Genomic DNA, 20,661 nt, shown 5'->3' on the forward strand with positions numbered 1-20,661 from the left:
CATCGATTCCGGTGCCGACGAGTCCCCTCACCCGGCTGCCGCCACCCTCTCCCGTGAACGGGAGAGGGACGACAAACGCGATCTCGTCATTGTTTTGAAAACGCTGCGATAATCCTAATATTAATCGACGTCTTCGACCTTGTCCGGACCGCCGCCGAACGCTTTCTGCGCCAGTGTCGCTTCCATGAACTGATCGAGGTCGCCGTCGAGCACACCGCCGGTGTCTGATGTCGACACGCCAGTGCGCAGATCCTTCACCATCTGATACGGCTGCAGCACATACGAGCGGATCTGGTGACCCCAACCGATGTCCGTCCTAGCGGCCTGCTCGGCCGCGGCTTCCGCCTCGCGCTTTTTGAGTTCGGCTTCGTACATTTTCGCGCGCAGCATGCGCCACGCCTCGGCGCGGTTCTTGTGCTGCGAGCGTTCGGCCTGACACAGCGCAACAATGCCGGTCGGAATATGCGTCAAACGCACGGCCGAGTCCGTCTTGTTGACGTGCTGACCGCCGGCACCTTGCGCGCGCATCGTATCGACGCGAACGTCGGATTCTTTGATATCGATAATGATCCGGTCGTCGACGACCGGATAGACGTCGATCGACGAGAACGACGTGTGCCGCCGCGCGTTCGAGTCGAACGGCGAAATGCGCACGAGGCGATGCACGCCGCGTTCCGTCTTCAGCCAGCCGTAAGCATTCTTGCCCTTGATCTGGATTGTGACCGATTTGATCCCGGCTTCTTCGCCCGCAGTCTCTTCGAGATACTCGATCTTGTATTTCTTGCGCTCGGCCCAGCGCGTGTACATGCGCAGCAGCATCCGCGCCCAATCCTGGCTCTCGGTACCGCCCGCGCCCGCATGCACTTCGAGGAACGTATCGTTTGCGTCGGCTTCACCCGACAGCAGCGCCTCACGTTCACGCCGCGTCGCGTCGGCGCGCACGGCTTTGAGCGCAGCCTCCGCTTCCGCAACGACGCCCTGATCGCCCTCGGCCTCACCGAGTTCGATCATCCCGATATGGTCGGCGATTTCCTGCTCGATCCGCCCGATGCTCGATAGCTGGTCTTCGAGATCAGTGCGCTCCTGCATGATCTTCTGAGCGCGCTCCGGATCGTCCCAGAGCTTCGGGTCTTCCGCGTCGCGGTTAAGCTCCGCGAGCCTTACTGATGCTGTATCGAAGTCAAAGATGCCTCCTCAGCAGTCCCACGGACTGCTTGATGGCATCGATGTCCTGTTGCGTTTCCGCGCGCATGACAAATTTCCTTTTCGAGGGCGTCATGTAACGGCGGAATGCCGTGAACGCAACCACTTAGACCGTGCGCGGCCTCATCAACACCAGCACCGCCGCCGCGAAGAAAAACGCAACGCAAACATAGACCGCAGCCGCATAACTGCCGGACGCGTCACGGACGAGGCCCAGCAGTCCAGGTCCGAAGGCGTAGATGAACTGCGTCGTCGCCGTCACCAGCGCGATCACTGTCCCGAACGCCGCGGCGGGAAACTCGCGCTGCACGATCAACGCCGGGAACGTAATCAGATTGCCGACAGAAAACCCGAACACCGCGCAGCATAAATACAGAACGAGAGGTTCGTTTGTCAGCGTCATCGCGGCCAACGCCAGGCCTTGGGTGGTGAACGAAATAGCCGACGCGCGCCGCTGATCGAGCTTGTCGATGATGGTGCCGAGCCCTACCCGGCCGATCACCGCCATCGTCGTTGTGATTGCGACCGACACCGCAACGCCATCGCGACCGAGCGCCGGCGTCAGATACGCGACCTGATGCACGATGAAGCCGACCTGCGCGACCAGCGCGAGCGCAAATGGCCCCGCGACAGACCAGAACGCGAAGCTGCGCAGCGCTTCCGCTTTCGTCATCACGACTTCAGGCGCGACTCCCGGCTTCGGCGGCTCGATCTCCGGCGCACGCAGCCAAAACAGAACGAGCGGCACCAGGATCAGAAGCATCGCAGCGATAGCGATCCACATCGCGTAAACGAAACCGACGCGCGCCGAGAGCAGCACGAGGATCGGCGCCAAGATGATCCCGCCGCAGCTAGCGCCGTTCAGTGCGAGGCTGATCGCCATGCCGCGCTTCGTGCGAAACCATAGGCCGAGAATATTGGTGATCGAGCCGAGGCCCAGCGACGCCCAGCCGATCGCCATCAGGAGATATGCGGCGTAAAGCTCCCAGATCGCGTCGACGATCGTGATCAAGAACGCGGCGGTCGCCATGCAGGCGATACCGCCCAAAACCATGGCTTTCGGTCCCAGCCGGCGCACCAGATCGGCCGTGAAGACCACCAAAATCGCGCCGCAGAGGTAATAAAGCGTCGTCGCGCTAGCGATAATCGAGGCCGGCCAGCCCCGCAAACGTTGAATTTCTGCGAGATAGACGGCGTGGCCATAGAAGCCGAAGCCCCAGCCGAACAACGCCATCAGGAAGCAGACGACGACGATCTTCCAGCCGTGATAGCCGCGCGCCGTCTCGTCGTTAGTGCTGTTCGACACTTCGTTCACGCGTCGTCATTCCGGGAGCGCGAAGAGACCACGCATCGCGGAAAAGCGAAACGCCGAACGCTTCGGCTTCCACCGAATGATCAAACCTTCCCAAACCCCGTCATCCCGGCCAAGCGATGTTCGCAAAGCGAACAGCGCGCGAGCCGGGATCCATATTCACCGAGCGAACTATTGGAAGGTTGAGGTTATGGATTCCGGGCTCGCGGCTTGCTGCGCAAGCAACGCGTCCCGGAATGACGAAGTCCTGTTGTCAGGAAATCAGTAGCTGCTGCGCAGCACGATGCCTTCGGAATTGCGCGGGCGATAGCACGCGAACACGATGTACTCGCCATAGCGGCGACGCACGCTCGTGATGCGATGCAGCTTGCCCCAAGACGAGCAGTACTCGCCCGCAATGGCGTGACGCGAGTGATAAGCGTCGGGAGTGTACGCGATGATGCCGCCGGTGTCGTTCGCTTGGAACGGACCCATCGGGACCGCCAGCGCGCTGCCGCTCGTAAGCGACAGCGCGGTGAGGATTACTGGTACAGAGAGCTTCATGGTCCGCCGCAGGACTCCGAGGTCACAAGCCAAACACTAGCGACGTGCGACGCGGATGTGAAGGACCAAAAAGACACACATACATTTCTTCACTGCGCATGACGCATGCGAAAACGCCGGGCATATCGCCCGGCGAAATCGCAGAAAACTCAAGTTGCAGCGAATGTTTAGTAAAGTCCGCCACCACGCACGGCGCGATCGGCTTCCGGCGTCACCGACTCGGGACGTCCTTCCGGATCGACTGCAGCAATCGCAGCTTCCGGCGGTGCAGTGCCGGGTTTGAACGCTTCGAGAATCACGCGTCCGTCGCCGCCGCTTGCACGAACACCGGTCCGCGCATCGACACGAATGAGTTTCATTCCCGGCGGTACGCGGAACGGCACTGCGGGTTTATTCGCGAGCGCAGCCTTCAAGAAATCCTTCACGACAGGTGCCGCGAGATGTCCGCCGGTTGCGGCCGCGCTGGTGCCGAGTGTGCGCGGCTTGTCGTAGCCGACGTAAACGCCGACCGCGAGATCCGACGAAAAGCCCACAAACCACGCGTCTTTCCAGTCGTTCGTCGTTCCGGTCTTGCCGGCAATCGGCTTGCCGACTTCTTTCAGGATCGGCGCGGTGCCGCGTTGCACGACGCCTTCCATCATCGAGGTGATTTGATACGCCGTCATCGGGTCGAGCACCTGCTCGCGGCGATCGACCAGCGACGGCTCCGGCTGGTTCTTCCACGCATCCGCCGTGCAGCCGCGACATTCGCGCTGATCGTGACGGAAGATCGTGTGTCCGTAACGATCCTGAATACGGTCGATCAACGTCGGCTTGATGCGGCGGCCGCCGTTGGCGAACATCGAATACGCCGCCGTCATGCGCAGCACCGTCGTCTCGCCCGCGCCGAGCGAAAACGAGAGATATTGCGGCATGTCGTCGTAGACGCCGAAGCGCTTCGCATAGTCGACGACGAGCGGCATGCCGACGTCTTGCGCGAGGCGCACCGTCATCGCGTTCTTCGATTGCTCGATGCCGAAACGCAGCGTCTGCGGTCCGTAGAATTTCTGCGAGTAGTTTTCCGGGCGCCAGGTTTGCCCGTTGCCCATATCGACTTCGAGCGGTCCGTCGACCACGATCGACGACGGCGTGTAACCGTTGTCGAGCGCCGCCGCGTAGACGAGCGGCTTGAACGACGATCCCGGCTGACGCAGCGCCTGCGTCGCGCGATTGAACTGGCTCTGGTCGTACGAGAAGCCACCGACCAGGGCGAGCACGCGGCCCGTGAACGGGTCGAGCACGCTGATCGCGCCGGAGACTTCCGGCACCTGCCGCAGGCGATAGAGATTGCCGACCGCCGGCGTATCTTCCTCGTCGCGGTCCGATGTCTGACGGCGCCGCGTATCGCGCGTCTTGCGCTCGAGCGGCTCGACGTAAATCACGTCGCCGGCTTCGAGCACCTGCGAGACCTTGCCCGGAGTGCCGCGATTGCGGTTGCTGCCCGCCGCGCCGCGCGCCCAGCGCACGCCGTCGAGCGGCACGATGCCGGTGTTGCGCTCGCGCGAGAGACCGCCCGCCTCGCGCCCCGGCTGGAGGCCGATGCGCGCCGACTGGTCGCCCGTTTCGAGCACCACCGCGAGCTTCCACGGGATATCGTTGAGCGCCTTGATCTCGGCGAGCTGGGTGCCCCAGTCGCCCGAGAGCACGATCTTGTTGACCGGGCCGCGATAGCCGGTCGTCTCGTCATACTTCACGAGGCCGTCGGCAAGCGCCTTACGCGCCATCGCCTGCAGCTTCGGGTCGAGCGTCGCGCGGACCGAGAGACCGCCTTCGTACAGCTTTTTCTCGCCGAAGCGCTCGTAGACCTCGCGGCGCACTTCCTCGGCGAAATACTCAGCCGCGAAGATGTGCGCGCCGGTCGGACGCGGCGTGACGTTGAGCGGCTCTTTCTTCGCCTTCTCGGCGTCGGCCGCTTTGATGTTGCCGTTCTCGACCATACGGTCGATGACGTAGTTGCGGCGCTCGGTGGCGCGCTCGCGCTGGCGGAACGGGTGCAGCGTGCTCGGCGCTTTCGGCAAAGCGGCGAGATAAGCGGCTTCCGCGATGGAAAGCTCGTGCACCGACTTGTCATAGTAGATCAGCGACGCGGCCGCGATGCCGTAAGCGCCGAGGCCGAGATAGATCTCGTTGAGATAGAGTTCGAGGATGCGGTCCTTCGTGTAGGCGCGCTCGATCTTCATCGCCAGTAGCGCTTCCTTGATCTTACGATCGAAGGTCTGCTCGTTGGTGAGAAGAAAGTTCTTGGCGACCTGCTGCGTGATCGTCGAAGCGCCCTGCGGACGGCGACCCGTGCCCATATTCTGCGCGTAGACCACCGCGGCGCGCGCGATACCCGTAAAATCGATACCGCCGTGCTCGTAGAAATTCTTGTCTTCGGCCGAGAGGAAAGCATCGACGACGAGCTTCGGTACGGCTTGGATCGGAAGATAGAGCCGGCGCTCGCGCGCGAACTCGGAAACCAGCGATCCGTCGCTCGCGTGAACACGAGTCATCACGGGCGGTTCGTAGTCCTGCAGTGTCGAGTAATCCGGCAGTTCCTTGCTGAAGTGCCACATGGCACCCGCAACGGCGACGACGCCGACCAAGAACACTGCCGAACCGACGGCGAACGCCCACCCGAAGAAGCGGAGCAAAAGCTTCATTACGGTCCTTCCGACCTCACTATGCCGGTTAGCCCCGGCCCGCCCTTATACACCGAACTCATCGCTCGGTGCGCTGCTCAGCCTTCCCGGTGAAATTTGCCCGGGCCCCCTGTGGCGAACACGCCACGAATTGCAGCTAACGGTCGGCGTGGTCGCCGTTTTTTATGGTCAAACTGAGGCCGGAGCCGCCGCTCCAGCGGAATCTAATTGGACGCGTTGGCGGCACGACCGGAGAAGAACGTCGTCACGGCCGCGGTCAGCGATTCGGTCGCCCGTTTGCGCCAGGCTTCCGAAAGCATGAGCTTGAGGTCCTGCGGGCTGGTCACATAGCCGAGCTCGATCAGCACCGACGGGACGTCATGCGCCTTGAGCACCTTGAAACCGGCCGAGCGCAGCGGCTGGCGGTGCAGCTTGACGGCCGGACGCAACGCACCGGCGACGATGCGCGCGAAATGGCTCGAAAAGGTCCGCGTCTCGCGCTGCATCAGGTCGATTAGGATGTCGGCGACGTCGTCGTCGTCCTTCGAGAGGTCGACACCGGCAATCACGTCGGCGCGGTTCTCCGCCTCGGCAAGCCGTGCGGCCTCGGCATCGGACGCCTTGTCGGAGACCGTGTAAATCGTCGCCCCCCGCGTATCCGGGTCGCGGTTTGCCAGCGAGTCCGCGTGGATGGAGATAAAGAGCGCCGCCTTGTGCTGCCGCGCGACTTTCACGCGATCGCCGAGCGAGATGAATGTGTCGTCGCTGCGCGTCATCACGACATTGTAGCGACCGGTCTTCTCCAGCCGCTCGGCAAACTCACGCGCGAAATCGAGCACGATCGTCTTCTCGGCGACGCCTTCGGCCGCCGTCGTGCCGTTGTCGATGCCGCCATGGCCGGGATCGATCACGACCACGGGACGTGCGTCAGTCTTCGCGACCTCCGCCGGCGGGCGGCGCGGTTCACTTGGGCGGTTGCGTTGGTCGAGCGCCAAATTCCGCAGAAAGCTCGCCCGGTCGATGCTGACGAGATCGACGAGCAGCCGCGCCGGCTCCCCGTCCTTCGCCTCCTGCACGGTCGCCTGCTCTACGCGGACCGGCCCGGTCGTATCGATCACGATGCGCGAGCCGCCCTGCATCACGAGGCCGTAGCGATAGGCTTTGATCAGGCCGCGCCCGACCTGCCCGGCATTGCCCGGAAACTGGAAGGCGATCTGCGGCAGGTCGATCACGACGCGGTACGGGTCCGCGAGTGTGAAGGCCGATACTTTGATGTCATGCGAGAGGTCGACGATGAGCCGCGTGCGGCTTTCGTCACCGCCGAGCCGCGCGTCGGTTGCGATCGCGGCCGCCACCGCGGCCGGCTTCTGGGCATGCGCCGGCATCCCCTGGCCGAGCGCAAGCGCCACGGCAAGAACCGCCCCTAAACCGTTTCTGCGGAGCGAAAAACGACCACGCACGAACCGAAACCTCCGTACCATCTTTGATAGGTTCGGCGTGGTTAACCTCTGCTTAAGACCGGGGCGGATCGTCGTAGCGAAGGCTTAACCGCCATTCGTCTGTCATCTTGCTAATCAACTGGCCAGCGCCTAATAAGGAAGCGTCGACGGTAGAGATTCCGGTCTTGCCGCGTTTGGGCAGGCGGCCCGCCGCCCCGATAACCCGCTAAGGTGCGGGATTACCGCGGAAGGGAGCCGCAACGCAAGAACGAGCCGCATGCGGCGGTTTTTGCGAGCCACTGTGTAGGTCGGCCGGGATCCGTAGACGCCCGCAATGGCGTGACGCACACAATACCGCAGGCAAGAAGAAACAAGATCGGCAGCCGAAGGACGCTGCCCCAGGTTCAAACATGCTTCAACGGACACAAGCGCATCTTCCAGCCCGGACCGCAGTCGCGGTGACCGGCGGAGCGCGCGTCTCCGGAAATCTGAAGCACCCCTCTCACAAACATCAGGCGCAAGTCACACGCTCCGGCCGGCCGGGTTTTCGGCTCAGGGACCGAGCGGGCGTGCCGCTATGCGCCATAGGAAAGTTCTGCAATGGCCAACAAGATGCTTATCGACAGCACCCACCCGGAGGAGACCCGGGTCGTGGTGGTGCGCGGCAACCGGGTCGAAGAATTCGACTTTGAATCTGCCAGCCGCCAGCAACTGCGCGGCAACATCTACCTCGCCAAAGTCACCCGCGTAGAGCCGTCGCTGCAGGCGGCCTTCGTCGAATACGGCGGCAACCGCCACGGGTTCTTGGCATTCTCTGAAATCCACCCCGACTATTATCAAATCCCGGTCGCCGACCGGCAGGCGCTGCTCGACGAAGAAGAGCGCGCGCATCGCGAAGAGGAAGACGAGGAAGAGCGCCGCCCCTCGCGTGGCCGCGGCCGCCGTCATCGCTCCTCGCGTTCCCGCGACGACGTCAAGCGCGGACGCCCGGTCGAGGGCGAAAGCCGAGATAGCCACGACCAAGACAATCAGGATCACCACGATCACGACGGCGAAGGCACGCACGGCGAGCATCGTGACGACCACGAGCATCACGCCGAGACCGGCGACGCTGTCGGCATTGTCGAGACCGATCGCACCGACAACATGCAGGGCCTCCCGCCCGGCACCCACGAAACTCAGGCAACCGTCGGCAATCCGGACACGACGTTGTTCGATGCCGGTGCCAAGCCGGCCGACGAAGACCCGACCGCGCCGCGCACGCTGAACCAACTCGCCGAGCAGGTCGACGAGATCCTCAAGCCGTTCGATCGTCCTCACGATGAAGCCAAGTCTGACGAAGCACCGCGCTTCGCCTCCGACGAGACGCAGCTGCACGGCTCGGCTGAGGCCGAAGCTGCGGACAAGCACGGCGACGAGCATCACGACGACGAGAAGCACGACGACGAGCATCACGCTGACGGCGAGCACGGCGGTCACGGCGATGTCGAAGACGCGCCGCACGACGACGAGGAAGAAGACGAAGGCGTCGAGTCCGTCGGTGGTGCCGATGCGCTCGAAGAAGTCCAGGAGCGCCGCGCGCCGCGCTACCGCAAGCAATATAAAATCCAAGAAGTCATCAAGCGCCGTCAGGTGCTGCTGGTGCAGGTCGTCAAGGAAGAGCGCGGCTCCAAGGGCGCTGCTCTCACGACGTATCTCTCCCTCGCCGGCCGCTACTCGGTGCTCATGCCGAACACCGCGCGCGGTGGCGGCATCTCGCGCAAGATCACCTCATCGGACGATCGCAAGCGCTTGAAGGAAATTGCCGGCGAGCTGGAAGTGCCGGAAGGAATGGGCGTTATCCTGCGCACGGCCGGTGCGAACCGCACCAAGCCGGAGGTGAAGCGCGACTTCGAATATCTCCTGCGCATGTGGGAGACGGTGCGCGACGTGACGCTGAAGTCCTCGGCGCCGACGCTCGTTTACGAGGAAGGCTCGCTGATCAAACGCTCCATCCGCGATCTCTATAACAAGGACATCGACGAAGTTACGGTCGCGGGCGACACGGGTTATCGCGAAGCCAAAGACTTTATGCGCATGCTGATGCCGAGCCACGCGCGCAACGTGCGGCTCTACAAGGATCCGCAGGCGCTGTTCACGCGCCACGGCATCGAAAGTCAGCTCGACGCGATGTTCTCGCCCGTCGTGCAGCTTCGCTCCGGCGGCTACATCGTCATCAACCAGACCGAAGCGCTCGTCTCCATCGACGTGAACTCGGGCCGTTCGACCCGCGAGCACCACATCGAGGACACGGCGCTCAAGACGAACGTCGAAGCCGCCGAGGAAGTCGCGCGTCAGCTCCGCTTGCGCGATCTCGCCGGCCTCATCGTCATCGATTTCATCGACATGGACGAGAAGCGCAACAATCGCACGGTTGAGCGCAAGATGAAGGAAGCGCTCAAGCACGATCGCGCGCGCATCCAAGTCGGCCGCATCTCGCATTTCGGCTTGCTCGAAATGTCGCGCCAGCGCATCCGCACCAGCGTGCTCGAAAGCTCGACCGAGAAGTGCCCGCATTGCGGTGGCACCGGCCACATGCGTTCGACCTCGTCGCTCACGCTGCAGCTTCTCCGCTCGCTCGAAGAGCAGCTCCTCAAGCAGGCGACGCACAACATGCTCGTGCGCACCCGCTCCGAGATCGCGCTCTATGTGCTCAACCACAAGCGCGCGCATCTGCGCATGCTCGAGGAGCGCTATCAGATCACGATCACGATCACGGCCGACGCCGCGATCAACGGCCAGCAGCCGTTCCTCATCGAACGCGGCGACGTCGTGCATACGCCGGACGCCGCGCGAGCCATCGCGCAGCGCCAGCAGGAACTGCTGCGCAATGCTTCGGTCGCCGAAGAAGACGAGGACGATTTCGTCGAGATCGAGATCGAGAACGAGGACGACGAGTCCGCGGACGAGAACGAAAGCGGCGAAGAGTCCGAAACCAGCGCGCGTGAAGATGGCGAAGGTGAAGGCGAAGAAGGCAACCGCCGCCCGCGCCGCCGTCGCCGTCGTCGCGGCCGTGGTGGGCGCGGTGGCGATCGCCCCGAGAATGGCGAGGACACCGAACAGCATGCCGACGGCGAAGCACCGCAGCAGGAAACTGCCGGTGACGATGCCGAGGGTGAAGGCGAAGACGACGAACAGACGAGCGAAGCCGGCGGCGAGACAGCCGACGGCGCCGCGCAGACTGACGAAGGCCGCCGCCGCCGCCGTGGCCGCCGTGGTGGACGCCGCAATCGCCGTGACCGCGAGGAACGTGGCGACCGCGATCAGGCTCCGCAGAATGCGGACGCTGCCGTTGGCGAAGCTGCTCCGGACAGCGCGTCCTGGCAGGAATGGCCCGTTCAGGCCGAAGCCACCGGCGCTAGCTCGGAAACCTCGTCAGAGTCCCCAGCGCAGCCAGCCGTGACGGCATCAGCGGAAAGCGAAGCACCGATCGCAGCGCTCCCGATCACCGAGACTGTGACGCCGCCGCCTGCCGCCGAGGCGCCCAAGGCTGCTGAAGCTCCCGCGACGGCTCCGGCCGCCGAAGAAGCCAAGCCGCGCCGCCGCTCGACCGTCCGCGAAAGCGCACCGGTCAGCGTCGAGTCCGGCGAATACACCCCGCCTCCGCCGCCGCGCGACATCGCGGCGCTACCGAGCGAGCCGCCCGCTCCCGCAGCGATTCCTGTCGAGGACGACCGTCCGCGCCGCACCGGCTGGTGGTCGCGCAAGGTTCTCGGCCGCGAGTAACGGTTCGCCGAAATGACTTCACAATGGCCCGCCTCGCGCGGGCCATCTGTTTTGTGAGGGAAGCAAATTCGGACAACCGGCGTTGCCTTCTATTTTCGAACGCCCTGCGGTTCTTGCAGTGGAATAGCCCCAAACTCCGCTCATTCCCGCGAAAGCGGGAATCCAGGCTATTCAAATAGTAAGCTGCAATCTTTGGAGCGCGCTACCGCGCGCTTCCTGGACCCCCGCTTTCGCGGGGGTGAGCGGAGAACTTAATTACTCGCCAGGATCGCGTTCTTCACCAGCGGATAAATCTGGCCTTCCCATTTCCGGCCGCTGAACACGCCGTAATGCCCGGCTCCCGGTTGCAGATGGTGACGCTTCAGATACGGCCGCAGGCTCGAGCACAATTCATGCGCTGCCAGCGTCTGCCCCATCGCGCAGATATCGTCGCGCTCACCCTCGATCGTCAACAGCAGCGTCTTGCGGATCGCCGCCGGATTGACCTTGCGGCCATGATGCGTGAGTTCGCCCTTCGGCAACGCATGCTCCTGGAACACGAGCCGCACGGTCTCGAGATAAAACTCGGCCGTGAGGTCCAGCACCGCGAAATACTCGTCGTAGAAAGTCTTGATCGCGATCGCCTGCTCTTCCTCGTCATTTGCGATATGCCGGTGCAGATCGACATGCGCCTTCACGTGCCGATCGATATTCATGCTCATGAACGCGGTCAGCTGCAGGAAGCCCGGATAGACGCGGCGGAACGCGCCGGGAAATCGCATCGGCACCGATGTGATGAGGTTTTTCTCGAACCATGAGATCGGCTTGCTCGTCGCAAGCTCGTTCACCTTCGTCGGGCTGATACGCGTATCGATCGGCCCCGCCATCAGAGTCATGCTCTTCGGCTGCGCCGGGTGATTGTCCTCCGCCATCACGGAAGCGGCGACCAATGCCGCGACCGTCGGCTGACACACCGCGACGACATGCGCGCCCGGCCCCAGCACTTCGAGAAACGTGATCAGGTGGTCGACATAGTCGTCGAAGCCGAAGCTTCCGGCGGACAGCGGAATGTCGCGCGCGTTGTGCCAGTCCGTGATGTAGACATCGTGCTCCGGCAGCATCGTCCGCACGGTCGCGCGCAGCAGCGTCGCAAAATGTCCCGACAACGGCGCGACCAGCAGCACACGCGGCTGCTCAACATCGATGTCCTTCTTGAAATGCCGCAGCGTGCCGAACGGCGTGACATGCGCGGCCTCTTCCCGCACGCAAACGTCGCGATTGCCGACCTTCACGCGATGAATGCCGAACGGCGGCGAGACATGCGTGAGTCCTGCGCGCGTGATCAGCTCGTAAGTCGCGCTGAGATTCTTCACCGTCGTGTCGCCGATGAACGATGACCACGGCATCACGGCATCGGCAGCAAGTGAAGCAAACGCGCGAACCGGTGCCGCAAGATCCGACTGCGCCGTGTAAGCCTGGTAGAGCATGCCCACACGTTAAGCGCTTTATTGCTGAGCGGGTGCTCATCTTTTTCGCCGCCTCTGCCCCTTTCGTTTGCACAACCTGAGCGGATTGGGTTTGCGAGCGCTCGGGCCCCGTGAGACGCTGACGCATTGCCGGGGACGTGCCGCAACTAAGTGCATTTGCGAGAGTGGGTTTGTTGTTATGGCGAAAGCGCAACTTACGATTGGTAGCAAGAATTACGGATCGTGGTCCCTGCGCGGCTGGCTGCTGTGCAAACTCGCAAAACTCGACTTCGAAGAAGTCGCAATTCCGAGCGACGACCCATCGCTCCGTGCTGAACTCCTATTGATGTCGCCCTCGTTTCTCGTGCCGCGGCTCGATCACAACGGCGCACGCGTCTGGGATACGCTGGCCATCGCGGAGTATCTCAACGAGATGTCGCCGGCAGCCGGTCTGCTGCCGGCCGATCGCGGCGCCCGCGCGCATTGCCGCGCCATCTCGGGCGAAATGCATTCCGGTTTCTCGAATCTGCGTTCGGCGCTGCCGATGAACCTCAAGGGCGACTATCCGAACTTCAAGGTATGGGCCGGCGCGCAAGCCGACATCGATCGCATCTTCGCGATCTGGCGCGAATGTCTCGGCAAATACGGCGGGCCGTTCCTATTCGGCACGCAGCCCTGCACCGCCGACGCGATGTATGCGCCGGTGGTCACACGCTTCAACACGTATCATGTCGCACGCGACAAGCAGATCGACGACTACTGCAAGACGATTGTCGCAATGTCCGCGATGAAGGAATGGTTGAAGGCCGCGCAGGAAGAACCCGAGGAACTCGAAGAGCTCGACGTGGAATTCTAAACTGGCAACAACGCCGCCAGCTCCGGCATCGTCTGCGCGACCGCCTCGGCGCCCGCGGCACGCAAGCGCTCGGGATGCGTCGGCCCGCAATGGCCGCCACCGGTGAAACCGATCACGCGCATGCCGGCGGCGCGCGCGGCCGTCACCCCCGCAACGCTATCCTCGACCACTAAACACGCCTCCGGCGCAACGCGCATCTCGTTCGCCGCGAAGAGGAACAAGTCCGGCGCCGGTTTCCCACGCGCGACCTGCATCGCGCTGAAGATGTGCGGCGCGAAGCGGTCCCACAGCTTCGTCAGCGTTAGCGAATGTTCGAGCCGATCGAATCCGCTGCTCGACGCGATGCATTTGGATAACGTCAGCGCATCGAGCAACGCTTCGATCCCTTCGGTCGCTTTAAGCTCCGTCTCGAACGCGGCCGCCGTTCTCGCGCGGATGACCTCGATGAAATTCTCCGGCAGCGCGCGCCCGTGCCGCAGCTCGACATCGGCGAACATCGTCCGCCATGTCTTGCCGACGTAGTTTTCGCGCACGTCCTCGAACGTCACCGGGAAACCGATCTCGGCAAAACACTCGGCGTCGACCCGGCACGCGATCGTCTCGCTGTCGATCAACACGCCGTCGCAGTCAAAAATAATGAGTTCGGTATTCACAGCGCTTTGAGCCACGTTCCAATGCGCGTGACAGCCTCATGCATCTCGTCCGCCGCGCCCGCATAGGAGAACCGCATGTAGTGATGTCCACGCGTCGTGTCGAAATCGACGCCGGACGTCGCCGCGACGCCGGCCTTCTCCAGCATCTCGCTGGCGAAAGCGAGGCTGTCGTTCGAGAACCGCGCCGTGTTGGCGTAAAGATAGAACGCGCCGTCCACCGGCAAGATTTCGTCGAAGCCGATCGCCGGCAGCCCGCGCAGCAGGATTTGCCGGTTCTCCTCGTAGCCGTGCTTGATCACGTCCATCTCGGCCGTGCCGTCGAAAGCCGCTTCGGCGGCGACTTGGCTCAGCGTCGGCACCGAGATCGCGAGATTCTGCTGCAGCCGCTCGACCGACCGCACCAACTCCTTCGGCGCGACGATCCAGCCGACGCGCCAACCCGTCATGCAGAAATATTTCGAGAACGAATTGATGACGAGCGCATGCTCCGACATCGCAGCGGCCGTCGCCGCCGGAAACGCATAGTCGAGCCCGTGATAGATCTCGTCGGAGACGAACCGGATGCCCGCATCTTCCGAAGCATCGATCAGTGCTTTGAGCGCTTCCGGTCGCATCATCGTGCCGGTTGGGTTCGCGGGCGATGCGATCAACACGCCCTTCAGCGGCGTCTTGCGATGCGTCTGGAGCAGCATCTCGGGCGTCACCGCCCAGCGCGTCTCCGGCCCCGTATGGATCAGCACCGGCTCGCAGCCGAGCGCCGTGAGGATATGGCGATACGGCGGATAACCCGGCGACGCGATGGCGACGCGGTCGCCCGCTTCAAACATCGTAAGGAACGCCAGAATAAATCCGGCCGACGATCCGGTCGTGATCACCACCTGCTCGGGATCGAGGTCCAGCCCCTGCGTGTCGCGATAGTGCCGCGCGATCCGCGCGCGCAGCGACGGAATGCCGAGTGCCGACGTATAGGCGACCCGCCCCGTCTCCAGCGCTGCCTGCGCGGCCCGGATCGCCGTCCGCGGGGCCGAAGCCGTCGGCTGCCCGACCTCCATGTGAATCACATGACCGCCCGCCGCCTCGATACGCGCTGCCGCCGCCATCACGTCCATCACCATGAACGGCGGGACGTCGCTCCGGCGGGAGGGCGTCAGCAGGCTTCGGGCCGTCTCAAGCATGATCTCGTCTTCTCCCGGGGCACCCGCCCCGCTACCGCCGCATTCGGCCGCTCCTTTAGCGCAGACGGCGGGGACTTTGCCAATCACTCGGACAGATCGAAACTATCTGGCTGATCGATCGTAAGATTCCGATCACAGGCTCGTGTGCGAGCTCATGACGGTATTTTCGGCAGTGCATTGGCCACGCCGGTTCCCGCACCTAGATTATCGATAGCCGCCCAAGTAGAACCTTTGGCGAGAATCAAAGGATACGCGATGAAAAACCTCCGCCTGGCCGCCTTCGGCGCGGCGACCGCCCTGCTCGTCGCCACGACGGGCGTCAACGCTCAGGGCTTCTCGGACCAGCAGCGCAAAGAGATCCAGCAGATCGTCAAAGAGTACCTGATCCAGCATCCGGAAGTGCTGCAGGAGGTCGCGACCGAACTCGAGAAGCGCCAGGCGGCCGCAGAGGCGGATCGCAACAAGGCCGCGCTCGCGAAAAACCGCGAAGCCGTTTTCAATTCGCCCTACCAGGTCACGCTCGGCAATCCGCAGGGCGACGTCACGCTGGTCGAGTTCTTCGATTACAACTGCGGCTACTGCAAGCGCGCGCTCGGCGACAAGGTCGAACTCCTGAAGAACGATCCGAAGCTGCGCCTCGTCCTCAAGGAATTCCCGGTGCTCGGACCGGGCTCGATCGAAGCCGCACAAGTCGCCGTCGCGGTCCGCATGCAGGACAAGACCGGCAAGAAGTATTTCGACTTCCACCAGCGTTTGATGAGTGGTCGCGGTCAGGCCGACAAGGCCCGCGCACTCGCCGCCGCCAAGGATGCAGGCCTCGATATGGCACGCATCGAGAAGGATCTCGGCAGCGAAGAAGTCCGCAAGTCGCTGCAGGAGTCGATGGCGATCGCTGAATCGCTCGGCATCAACGGCACCCCGACATACGTCGTCGGCGATCAGGTCGTTGCGGGCGCTGTCGGCCTCGACAACTTGAAGAAGCAGATTGCTGCCGCGCGCAGCGGTTCGGCGACGCGCTAAAGCGTCGCGACATTCTCGAAAGCCTTTCGGGAACCAAATACCGACTGTCGGAGTCGTAAGCCGGCAGTTCAAGAAGAGCATGGGGGCGAATGCCGGAAGCCTATCAGATGGGCGTCGAGGAGGAGTATTTCCTTTTCGACCGTGACTCACGTCGTGCGATTTTGCGGCGCGACAAGCGTTTCATCGCGGTGGCAAAAAAACGCCTTGGCGATCGCGTGATGCCCGAGATGCTGCAATCGCAGATCGAAGCGATCACCACCCCCTGCTCCGACAACGCGGCTTTGCGCGAGCAACTCGCAGAAGGCCGCACCATCCTCAGCGAAGAAGCGAAGAACCGCGATCTCGGCATCGCCGCCGTCTCGACGTTTCCGCTCGCCTACTGGCGCCTCCAGAAGCAGACGCCGAAAGAGCGTTACAACACGCTGATGGAGGACCTGCAGATGATCGGCCGCCGCAACATGCTGTGCGGCATGCATGTCCATGTCGGCTTTTCGGACACGACGCGTCGCGTCGCCGTCATGCAACAGGTCGTTCCGTATCTGCCGCTCTTTCTCGCGCTCTCGACGTCGTCGCCATTCTGGGAAGGCGGCTTTACGGGCCTGCACGGCTATCGCCTAGCCGCTTACGACGAGATGCCGCGCACCGGGCTCCCCGCGCGCATGTCCACCGAGCAGGAGTACGAGAGCTACGTTGCGGCACTCGTCGATGCCGGCATCATGCCGGACGCGAGTCACATCTGGTGGGCGATCCGACCGTCGCTGAAACACCCGACGCTCGAACTGCGCGTCGCCGACGTCTGCACGAATATCGACGACGCCGTCGCGCTTGCGACGCTGTACCGTGCGATGGTGCGGCACTTCGACGTGAGCAAGAACGGCCGCACGCTCGATAGCGTCGGCCGTGCCATCACGATCGAAAACAAATGGCGCGCGCAGCGCTACGGTGTCGGCGCGACTTTCGTCGATCCATTTCCGCGGAAAGCCATCGCGGCCGCCGACTGGCTCGATCAAACGCTTGATTTGCTCGCCGCCGATTTCAAAGCGCTCGAATCTGAAGACATGATGCCTCGCCTGCGTGACATCGCGCGCAACGGCACCAGCGCGGATCGTCAGATCGAAAAGTTCAACACCGCGCGTGAGGCAGGTCAGCCGACGCTGACGGCGATGAAGTCGGTTGTCGATTGGGCGAGCGAAGAAACTGCGCGCGTCTAGTTGCGGCTAGCAATCGCGACGCCGAGACCCGCGACGCAAAGCCCCGCGATCTGCATGACCGTCAGCGTCTCGCCGAACAGCGCGTACGCCATCACGGCCGAAACACCCGGTACGAGATAGAGCAGAGACGAAACCTGCGCGACCGCGCCGCGACGGATCAGCACAAGCAACAGCAAGATCGCGCCGATCGACATCCCGAAGATCGACCATAGCAATCCGGCCCACGCGGCCGGTGCCGACGTATCGAAGCGGCCGCTCTCGCTCATCACGGCACCGAGCAGCACAGGCACGACCGCGCCGAGATACTGCAGCGCCGTCGCCGGCACGAGATCGCCCGCCGAACCGTGACGCTTCTGCCAGATCGTGCCGAACGTGAAGGCAACGACACCAGCGAAACACACCAGCAACGGGATCAGCGGAATAGCGCCCGCGCCGCTCGCGCCGAGCTTCGGCAAGATCACGAGCCCGGCTCCGAGCGCGCCGACAATGATGCCGAGCCAGCGTCGCGCCGACACCTGCTCTCCGAGCAACGGGCCGGCGAGAAATCCCGTCATCAATGGCGGCAATCCCGCGATGAGTGCCGAAATTCCCGCCGGCAATCCGCGCGAAACCGCCCAGAACACGCCGCCAAGATAAAGCCCGTGAATGAGGAAACCGGCGAAGACCGCCTGTCCGGCGCTCTTCTTCGTTTGCGGCCAGCGCTGCCCGATCGCGACCGCGACGACCGCGAGGATGAGTCCAGCCAATCCGAAACGCAGCGCGAGAAACGTCAGCGGCTCGGCGTGCGGAGCAATGAGCCGCGCCGTGATGAATCCGGTCGCCCATAGCGGGACGAACAAAACGGCGAGGAAGAATGACGAGGACATGGCGCGCGCAGCCATGTCGGGCCGCGCGCGCTGTGTCAACTAAGCTCGGCCAACAACGTGGTCATCCCGGAAGCCGCAAGCTGGCAGCGCGCATGCGCTACGCCAGCGAGGCTGTCCGGGATCCATATCCCCTGTAAAAATTAGCTGGCACTGGGAGTATGGATCCCGGCCCTCGCGGCTTGCTGCGCAAACTCGCTCGACCGGGATGACCACCTCAATTGCGGCGGCTACTTCGCCAGATAATTCCGATGCACCCAACCACCGGCAGAACGCTCGGTCGCGAAATACAGCGACTTCTCACTCTCACGCGACGCGAGACTGACACCCGGCGTCAAGGTCTTCGAAGGCTGCGCAGCACCGCGTTCGGCGTTGTCGAGGAACGCCAACACCGCGTCCGTGCTCGGCAACGGCGCGCCGAGATTATCGGTCTCGCCGATCGCTTCCGTCACAGCAGCGTCCAGCAGCTTCTGCCACATCTTCGCGAACAGCCCGTGCGACGGATAAACATCCGCGCTGTTGAGCTTGCCGTTCACCGCAAACGCAAAACCAATCACGTTATCGCCGAGCCCAGCCGCGCGCAGCGTATTCACCGCCTGCCGCTTCTTCTCCTTCAGCTTCTCGTTCTCGAGCGAGAGCTGCAGACTCGATGCGGACTGCGGCGCCGCGACGCTCGCGGTGCCGACGCCGCGTGCGAACTTCGACTGCATCTCGGCGACATTGGCCCAGACATCGCGCTGACGCAGTGCGGTCTCGTTTTGCGGCCCGCGGATAACACGACCAGGGCGCGCGTTGGTCAGCTCCTCGTTGCCGCCGGTGTTTTCCGCCTGCCGCGTCGCCTTCATCGCGATTTTCGCTTTACGCGACGGCAAAGCCGCGTCCGCGCTTGCAAATCGTTGCACATTCTCGCCGCCGCGCGCCTGCCAGCGTCCCTGCTCGACACAGAACGACGCGATCGGCATGCGGCCGGATTTCGGCGGCACAACGAGGCTCACCATCAGCACGCGGTCCTGCTTGCCGCCCTTCACGATATCGCCGGACTGGACGAAGACTTCGCTGTCGCCCGTGTTTTCGATCTGCAGCTCGTTGACGTTACTGGTCTCGTGCACCAGCACGCTCCCGTTCGTCATCGCCTCCTGCAGCGTCAGCGGCACCGGGCCCGGCGCGCTTTTGCCGTGCACCAGATAAATCGTCAGATTGCCGTGGCTGACCGGCCCGGAAATCCGGTATCCGTCCGCCTGCGCGGCGCTCGCGCCGAGCAAACCGGCCACCAGGCCATACATCGCGAATCCTAGAACGCGCCGTCTCTGCATCATGATCCCCTCGTGCTTGTCCGAAGCACCGAGAGGCTGAATCGAATCTTGGTCGGACATTGGTGGAGCGCGCGGCGAATTCTCGGCCCGATCGCGGCAATTTGGTGCACGGAGAGGAACTATGCACTCTGCAACCAACTGTTGTGCTTCATGTTTTGGGGATGAGGCGCATCGGCGGCTTCCCCTTCCGGCTCATGCCACCTATAACGGGGCCCCACATCTTGTAGGCAATCCATGGCGAAGACCGTCTACGTCATCAATGGCCCGAACCTGAACCTGCTTGGCGTACGCCAGCCGGAGGTGTACGGCCGTGCGACCCTCGCGGATGTCGAGAAGCTTTGCCGCGCCCGCGCGAAGCGTCACGGTCTCGAAGTCGACTTCTTTCAGTCGAACAGCGAGAGCGCGATCATCGACAAGCTGCACGAGGCCCGCGCGAAGAAAGCGTTCGCGGTCGTCATCAATCCGGCCGGTTATAGCTATTACTCGGTCGCGGTGCTCGACGCGGTGATCGCCTGCGAGATTCCAACCTTCGAGGTGCACATCTCGAACATCCACGCACGCGAGCCGTTGCGTCAGCATTCGCTGATTTCGGCCGCCGCGCGAGCCGTGATCGCTGGCTACGGCATCGAGGGTTACGGCCTTGCCATCGACGGCGCCGCCGCCCTGCTCGCAACCGATACGAAGACGAAACGCTAGAGCACATCGTGCTCGCCAGAGACTAACGAGGAACTGATGGCGGAAGCCAAGAAGACCATCGACCAGGAACTCATTCGCGATCTCGCGACCCTGCTGAGCGACACCGGCTTGACCGAGATCGAAGTCGAGCAGAGCGGTTTGCGCGTGCGCGTCGTCCGCCAACCCGCCGTGACCCATGTCGCGGCGCCGATGCCGGTTGCGATCCCGTCTGCGATCGGCGCAGGCGCGGCCGTCGCGGCCTCGGCCGGCAACGATGCCGCAACGCATCCGGGCGCTGTCCTCTCTCCGATGGTCGGCACCGCGTACCGCGCGAGCGAGCCGGGCGGAATGCCGTTCGCCGATATCGGCCGCAAGGTGAAGGCCGGCGAAACGATCCTCATCATCGAGGCGATGAAGACGATGAACCAGATTCCGGCGCCGCGCGCCGGCACTGTCGTTCAGATTTTTGTCGAAGACGGGCAGCCGGTCGAGTTCGGCGAAGCCCTCATGGTGATCGAATAAGCCGGC

16 protein-coding genes are annotated in these 20,661 nt (G+C 63.4%); 6 read left to right on the top strand and 10 right to left on the bottom strand.

The features are described 5' to 3' along the window. Window positions 1–120: 120 nt before the first annotated feature. From prfB to GJW30_RS17055, 5 genes are all read right to left on the bottom strand, one after another. A protein-coding gene (prfB, locus tag GJW30_RS17035; RefSeq protein WP_096358886.1) for a peptide chain release factor 2 occupies window positions 121–1,252 on the bottom strand; the annotation gives its coding sequence in 2 pieces (ribosomal slippage) (window positions 121–1,182 and window positions 1,184–1,252; 1,131 coding nt in all). Window positions 1,253–1,309: 57 nt separating this feature from the next. Then, entirely contained in the window at window positions 1,310–2,518 is a 1,209-nt protein-coding gene (locus GJW30_RS17040; RefSeq protein ID WP_245408543.1) for an MFS transporter, read from the bottom strand. A gap of 258 nt (window positions 2,519–2,776) precedes the next feature. Next, window positions 2,777–3,058: a hypothetical protein gene (locus GJW30_RS17045; RefSeq protein ID WP_130364561.1), complete on the bottom strand. Its 282-nt coding sequence runs from the start codon at window positions 3,056–3,058 to the stop codon at window positions 2,777–2,779. Between the two features lie 167 nt (window positions 3,059–3,225). Then, window positions 3,226–5,739, bottom strand: coding sequence for a penicillin-binding protein 1A (locus GJW30_RS17050; protein WP_096357450.1), 2,514 nt, complete (start codon window positions 5,737–5,739; stop codon window positions 3,226–3,228). Window positions 5,740–5,942: 203 nt separating this feature from the next. After that, the gene (locus GJW30_RS17055; protein ID WP_245408544.1) at window positions 5,943–7,127 is read right to left on the bottom strand and encodes an N-acetylmuramoyl-L-alanine amidase; all 1,185 of its coding nucleotides are present in this window, start codon (window positions 7,125–7,127) and stop codon (window positions 5,943–5,945) included. Window positions 7,128–7,757: 630 nt separating this feature from the next. Here GJW30_RS17055 and GJW30_RS17060 point away from each other — a divergent pair. Then, on the top strand, window positions 7,758–10,922 hold the full coding sequence (locus GJW30_RS17060; RefSeq protein WP_096357454.1) for a ribonuclease E/G: 3,165 nt from the start codon (window positions 7,758–7,760) through the stop codon (window positions 10,920–10,922). Window positions 10,923–11,173: 251 nt separating this feature from the next. Here GJW30_RS17060 and GJW30_RS17065 read toward each other — a convergent pair whose 3' ends face one another. After that, window positions 11,174–12,388, bottom strand: coding sequence for a polyhydroxyalkanoate depolymerase (locus tag GJW30_RS17065; RefSeq protein ID WP_096357456.1), 1,215 nt, complete (start codon window positions 12,386–12,388; stop codon window positions 11,174–11,176). A 178-nt stretch (window positions 12,389–12,566) separates the two neighbouring features. Between GJW30_RS17065 and GJW30_RS17070 the strand changes: the two genes are divergently transcribed. After that, entirely contained in the window at window positions 12,567–13,223 is a 657-nt protein-coding gene (locus GJW30_RS17070; RefSeq protein WP_096357458.1) for a glutathione S-transferase family protein, read from the top strand. Here GJW30_RS17070 and GJW30_RS17075 read toward each other — a convergent pair. Then, window positions 13,220–13,876 (bottom strand): HAD family hydrolase, encoded by a 657-nt coding sequence (locus tag GJW30_RS17075; protein ID WP_096357460.1) that lies wholly within the window; start codon window positions 13,874–13,876, stop codon window positions 13,220–13,222. The two genes, GJW30_RS17070 and GJW30_RS17075, sit on opposite strands and share 4 nt — an antisense overlap. Further along, entirely contained in the window at window positions 13,873–15,051 is a 1,179-nt protein-coding gene (locus GJW30_RS17080; RefSeq protein WP_096358888.1) for a pyridoxal phosphate-dependent aminotransferase, read from the bottom strand. The genes GJW30_RS17075 and GJW30_RS17080 overlap by 4 nt, the downstream gene beginning before the upstream one ends. A gap of 255 nt (window positions 15,052–15,306) precedes the next feature. Between GJW30_RS17080 and GJW30_RS17085 the strand changes: the two genes are divergently transcribed. Further along, a complete protein-coding gene (locus GJW30_RS17085; protein ID WP_096357462.1) occupies window positions 15,307–16,071 on the top strand; it encodes a DsbA family protein in 765 nt (254 codons plus the stop codon). A gap of 89 nt (window positions 16,072–16,160) precedes the next feature. Then, window positions 16,161–17,282: a carboxylate-amine ligase gene (locus GJW30_RS17090; protein ID WP_096357464.1), complete on the top strand. Its 1,122-nt coding sequence runs from the start codon at window positions 16,161–16,163 to the stop codon at window positions 17,280–17,282. On the opposite strand, the gene GJW30_RS17095 is transcribed toward GJW30_RS17090, so the two are convergent. Next, a complete protein-coding gene (locus GJW30_RS17095; protein ID WP_245408545.1) occupies window positions 17,279–18,163 on the bottom strand; it encodes a DMT family transporter in 885 nt (294 codons plus the stop codon). The genes GJW30_RS17090 and GJW30_RS17095 overlap by 4 nt on opposite strands. A gap of 212 nt (window positions 18,164–18,375) precedes the next feature. Next, window positions 18,376–19,461 (bottom strand): ARPP-1 family domain-containing protein, encoded by a 1,086-nt coding sequence (locus GJW30_RS17100; protein ID WP_130364563.1) that lies wholly within the window; start codon window positions 19,459–19,461, stop codon window positions 18,376–18,378. A gap of 231 nt (window positions 19,462–19,692) precedes the next feature. On the opposite strand from GJW30_RS17100, the gene GJW30_RS17105 reads away from it, so the two are divergent. After that, window positions 19,693–20,154, top strand: a complete 462-nt coding sequence (locus GJW30_RS17105) for a type II 3-dehydroquinate dehydratase (RefSeq protein WP_096357468.1) — start codon at window positions 19,693–19,695, stop codon at window positions 20,152–20,154. A gap of 36 nt (window positions 20,155–20,190) precedes the next feature. Next, complete coding sequence (gene accB, locus GJW30_RS17110) at window positions 20,191–20,655, top strand: acetyl-CoA carboxylase biotin carboxyl carrier protein (protein WP_096357470.1); 465 nt, start codon at window positions 20,191–20,193, stop codon at window positions 20,653–20,655. Window positions 20,656–20,661 lie beyond the last annotated feature (6 nt).

This window comes from Variibacter gotjawalensis (genome assembly GCF_002355335.1).
In the GTDB taxonomy this organism is placed as follows: domain Bacteria; phylum Pseudomonadota; class Alphaproteobacteria; order Rhizobiales; family Xanthobacteraceae; genus Variibacter; species Variibacter gotjawalensis.

Excerpts from the sequence above, each read along its gene's own strand:
- GJW30_RS17045 (WP_130364561.1), bottom strand. The coding sequence starts at position 3,058 with ATGAAGCTCTCTGTACCAGTAATCCTCACCGCGCTGTCGCTTACGAGC.
- GJW30_RS17050 (WP_096357450.1), bottom strand. The coding sequence starts at position 5,739 with ATGAAGCTTTTGCTCCGCTTCTTCGGGTGGGCGTTCGCCGTCGGTTCG.
- GJW30_RS17060 (WP_096357454.1), top strand. The coding sequence starts at position 7,758 with ATGGCCAACAAGATGCTTATCGACAGCACCCACCCGGAGGAGACCCGG.
- GJW30_RS17065 (WP_096357456.1), bottom strand. The coding sequence starts at position 12,388 with ATGCTCTACCAGGCTTACACGGCGCAGTCGGATCTTGCGGCACCGGTT.
- GJW30_RS17070 (WP_096357458.1), top strand. The coding sequence starts at position 12,567 with ATGGCGAAAGCGCAACTTACGATTGGTAGCAAGAATTACGGATCGTGG.
- GJW30_RS17080 (WP_096358888.1), bottom strand. The coding sequence starts at position 15,051 with ATGCTTGAGACGGCCCGAAGCCTGCTGACGCCCTCCCGCCGGAGCGAC.
- GJW30_RS17085 (WP_096357462.1), top strand. The coding sequence starts at position 15,307 with ATGAAAAACCTCCGCCTGGCCGCCTTCGGCGCGGCGACCGCCCTGCTC.
- GJW30_RS17090 (WP_096357464.1), top strand. The coding sequence starts at position 16,161 with ATGCCGGAAGCCTATCAGATGGGCGTCGAGGAGGAGTATTTCCTTTTC.
- GJW30_RS17095 (WP_245408545.1), bottom strand. The coding sequence starts at position 18,163 with ATGGCTGCGCGCGCCATGTCCTCGTCATTCTTCCTCGCCGTTTTGTTC.
- GJW30_RS17100 (WP_130364563.1), bottom strand. The coding sequence starts at position 19,461 with ATGATGCAGAGACGGCGCGTTCTAGGATTCGCGATGTATGGCCTGGTG.
- GJW30_RS17105 (WP_096357468.1), top strand. The coding sequence starts at position 19,693 with ATGGCGAAGACCGTCTACGTCATCAATGGCCCGAACCTGAACCTGCTT.
- accB (WP_096357470.1), top strand. The coding sequence starts at position 20,191 with ATGGCGGAAGCCAAGAAGACCATCGACCAGGAACTCATTCGCGATCTC.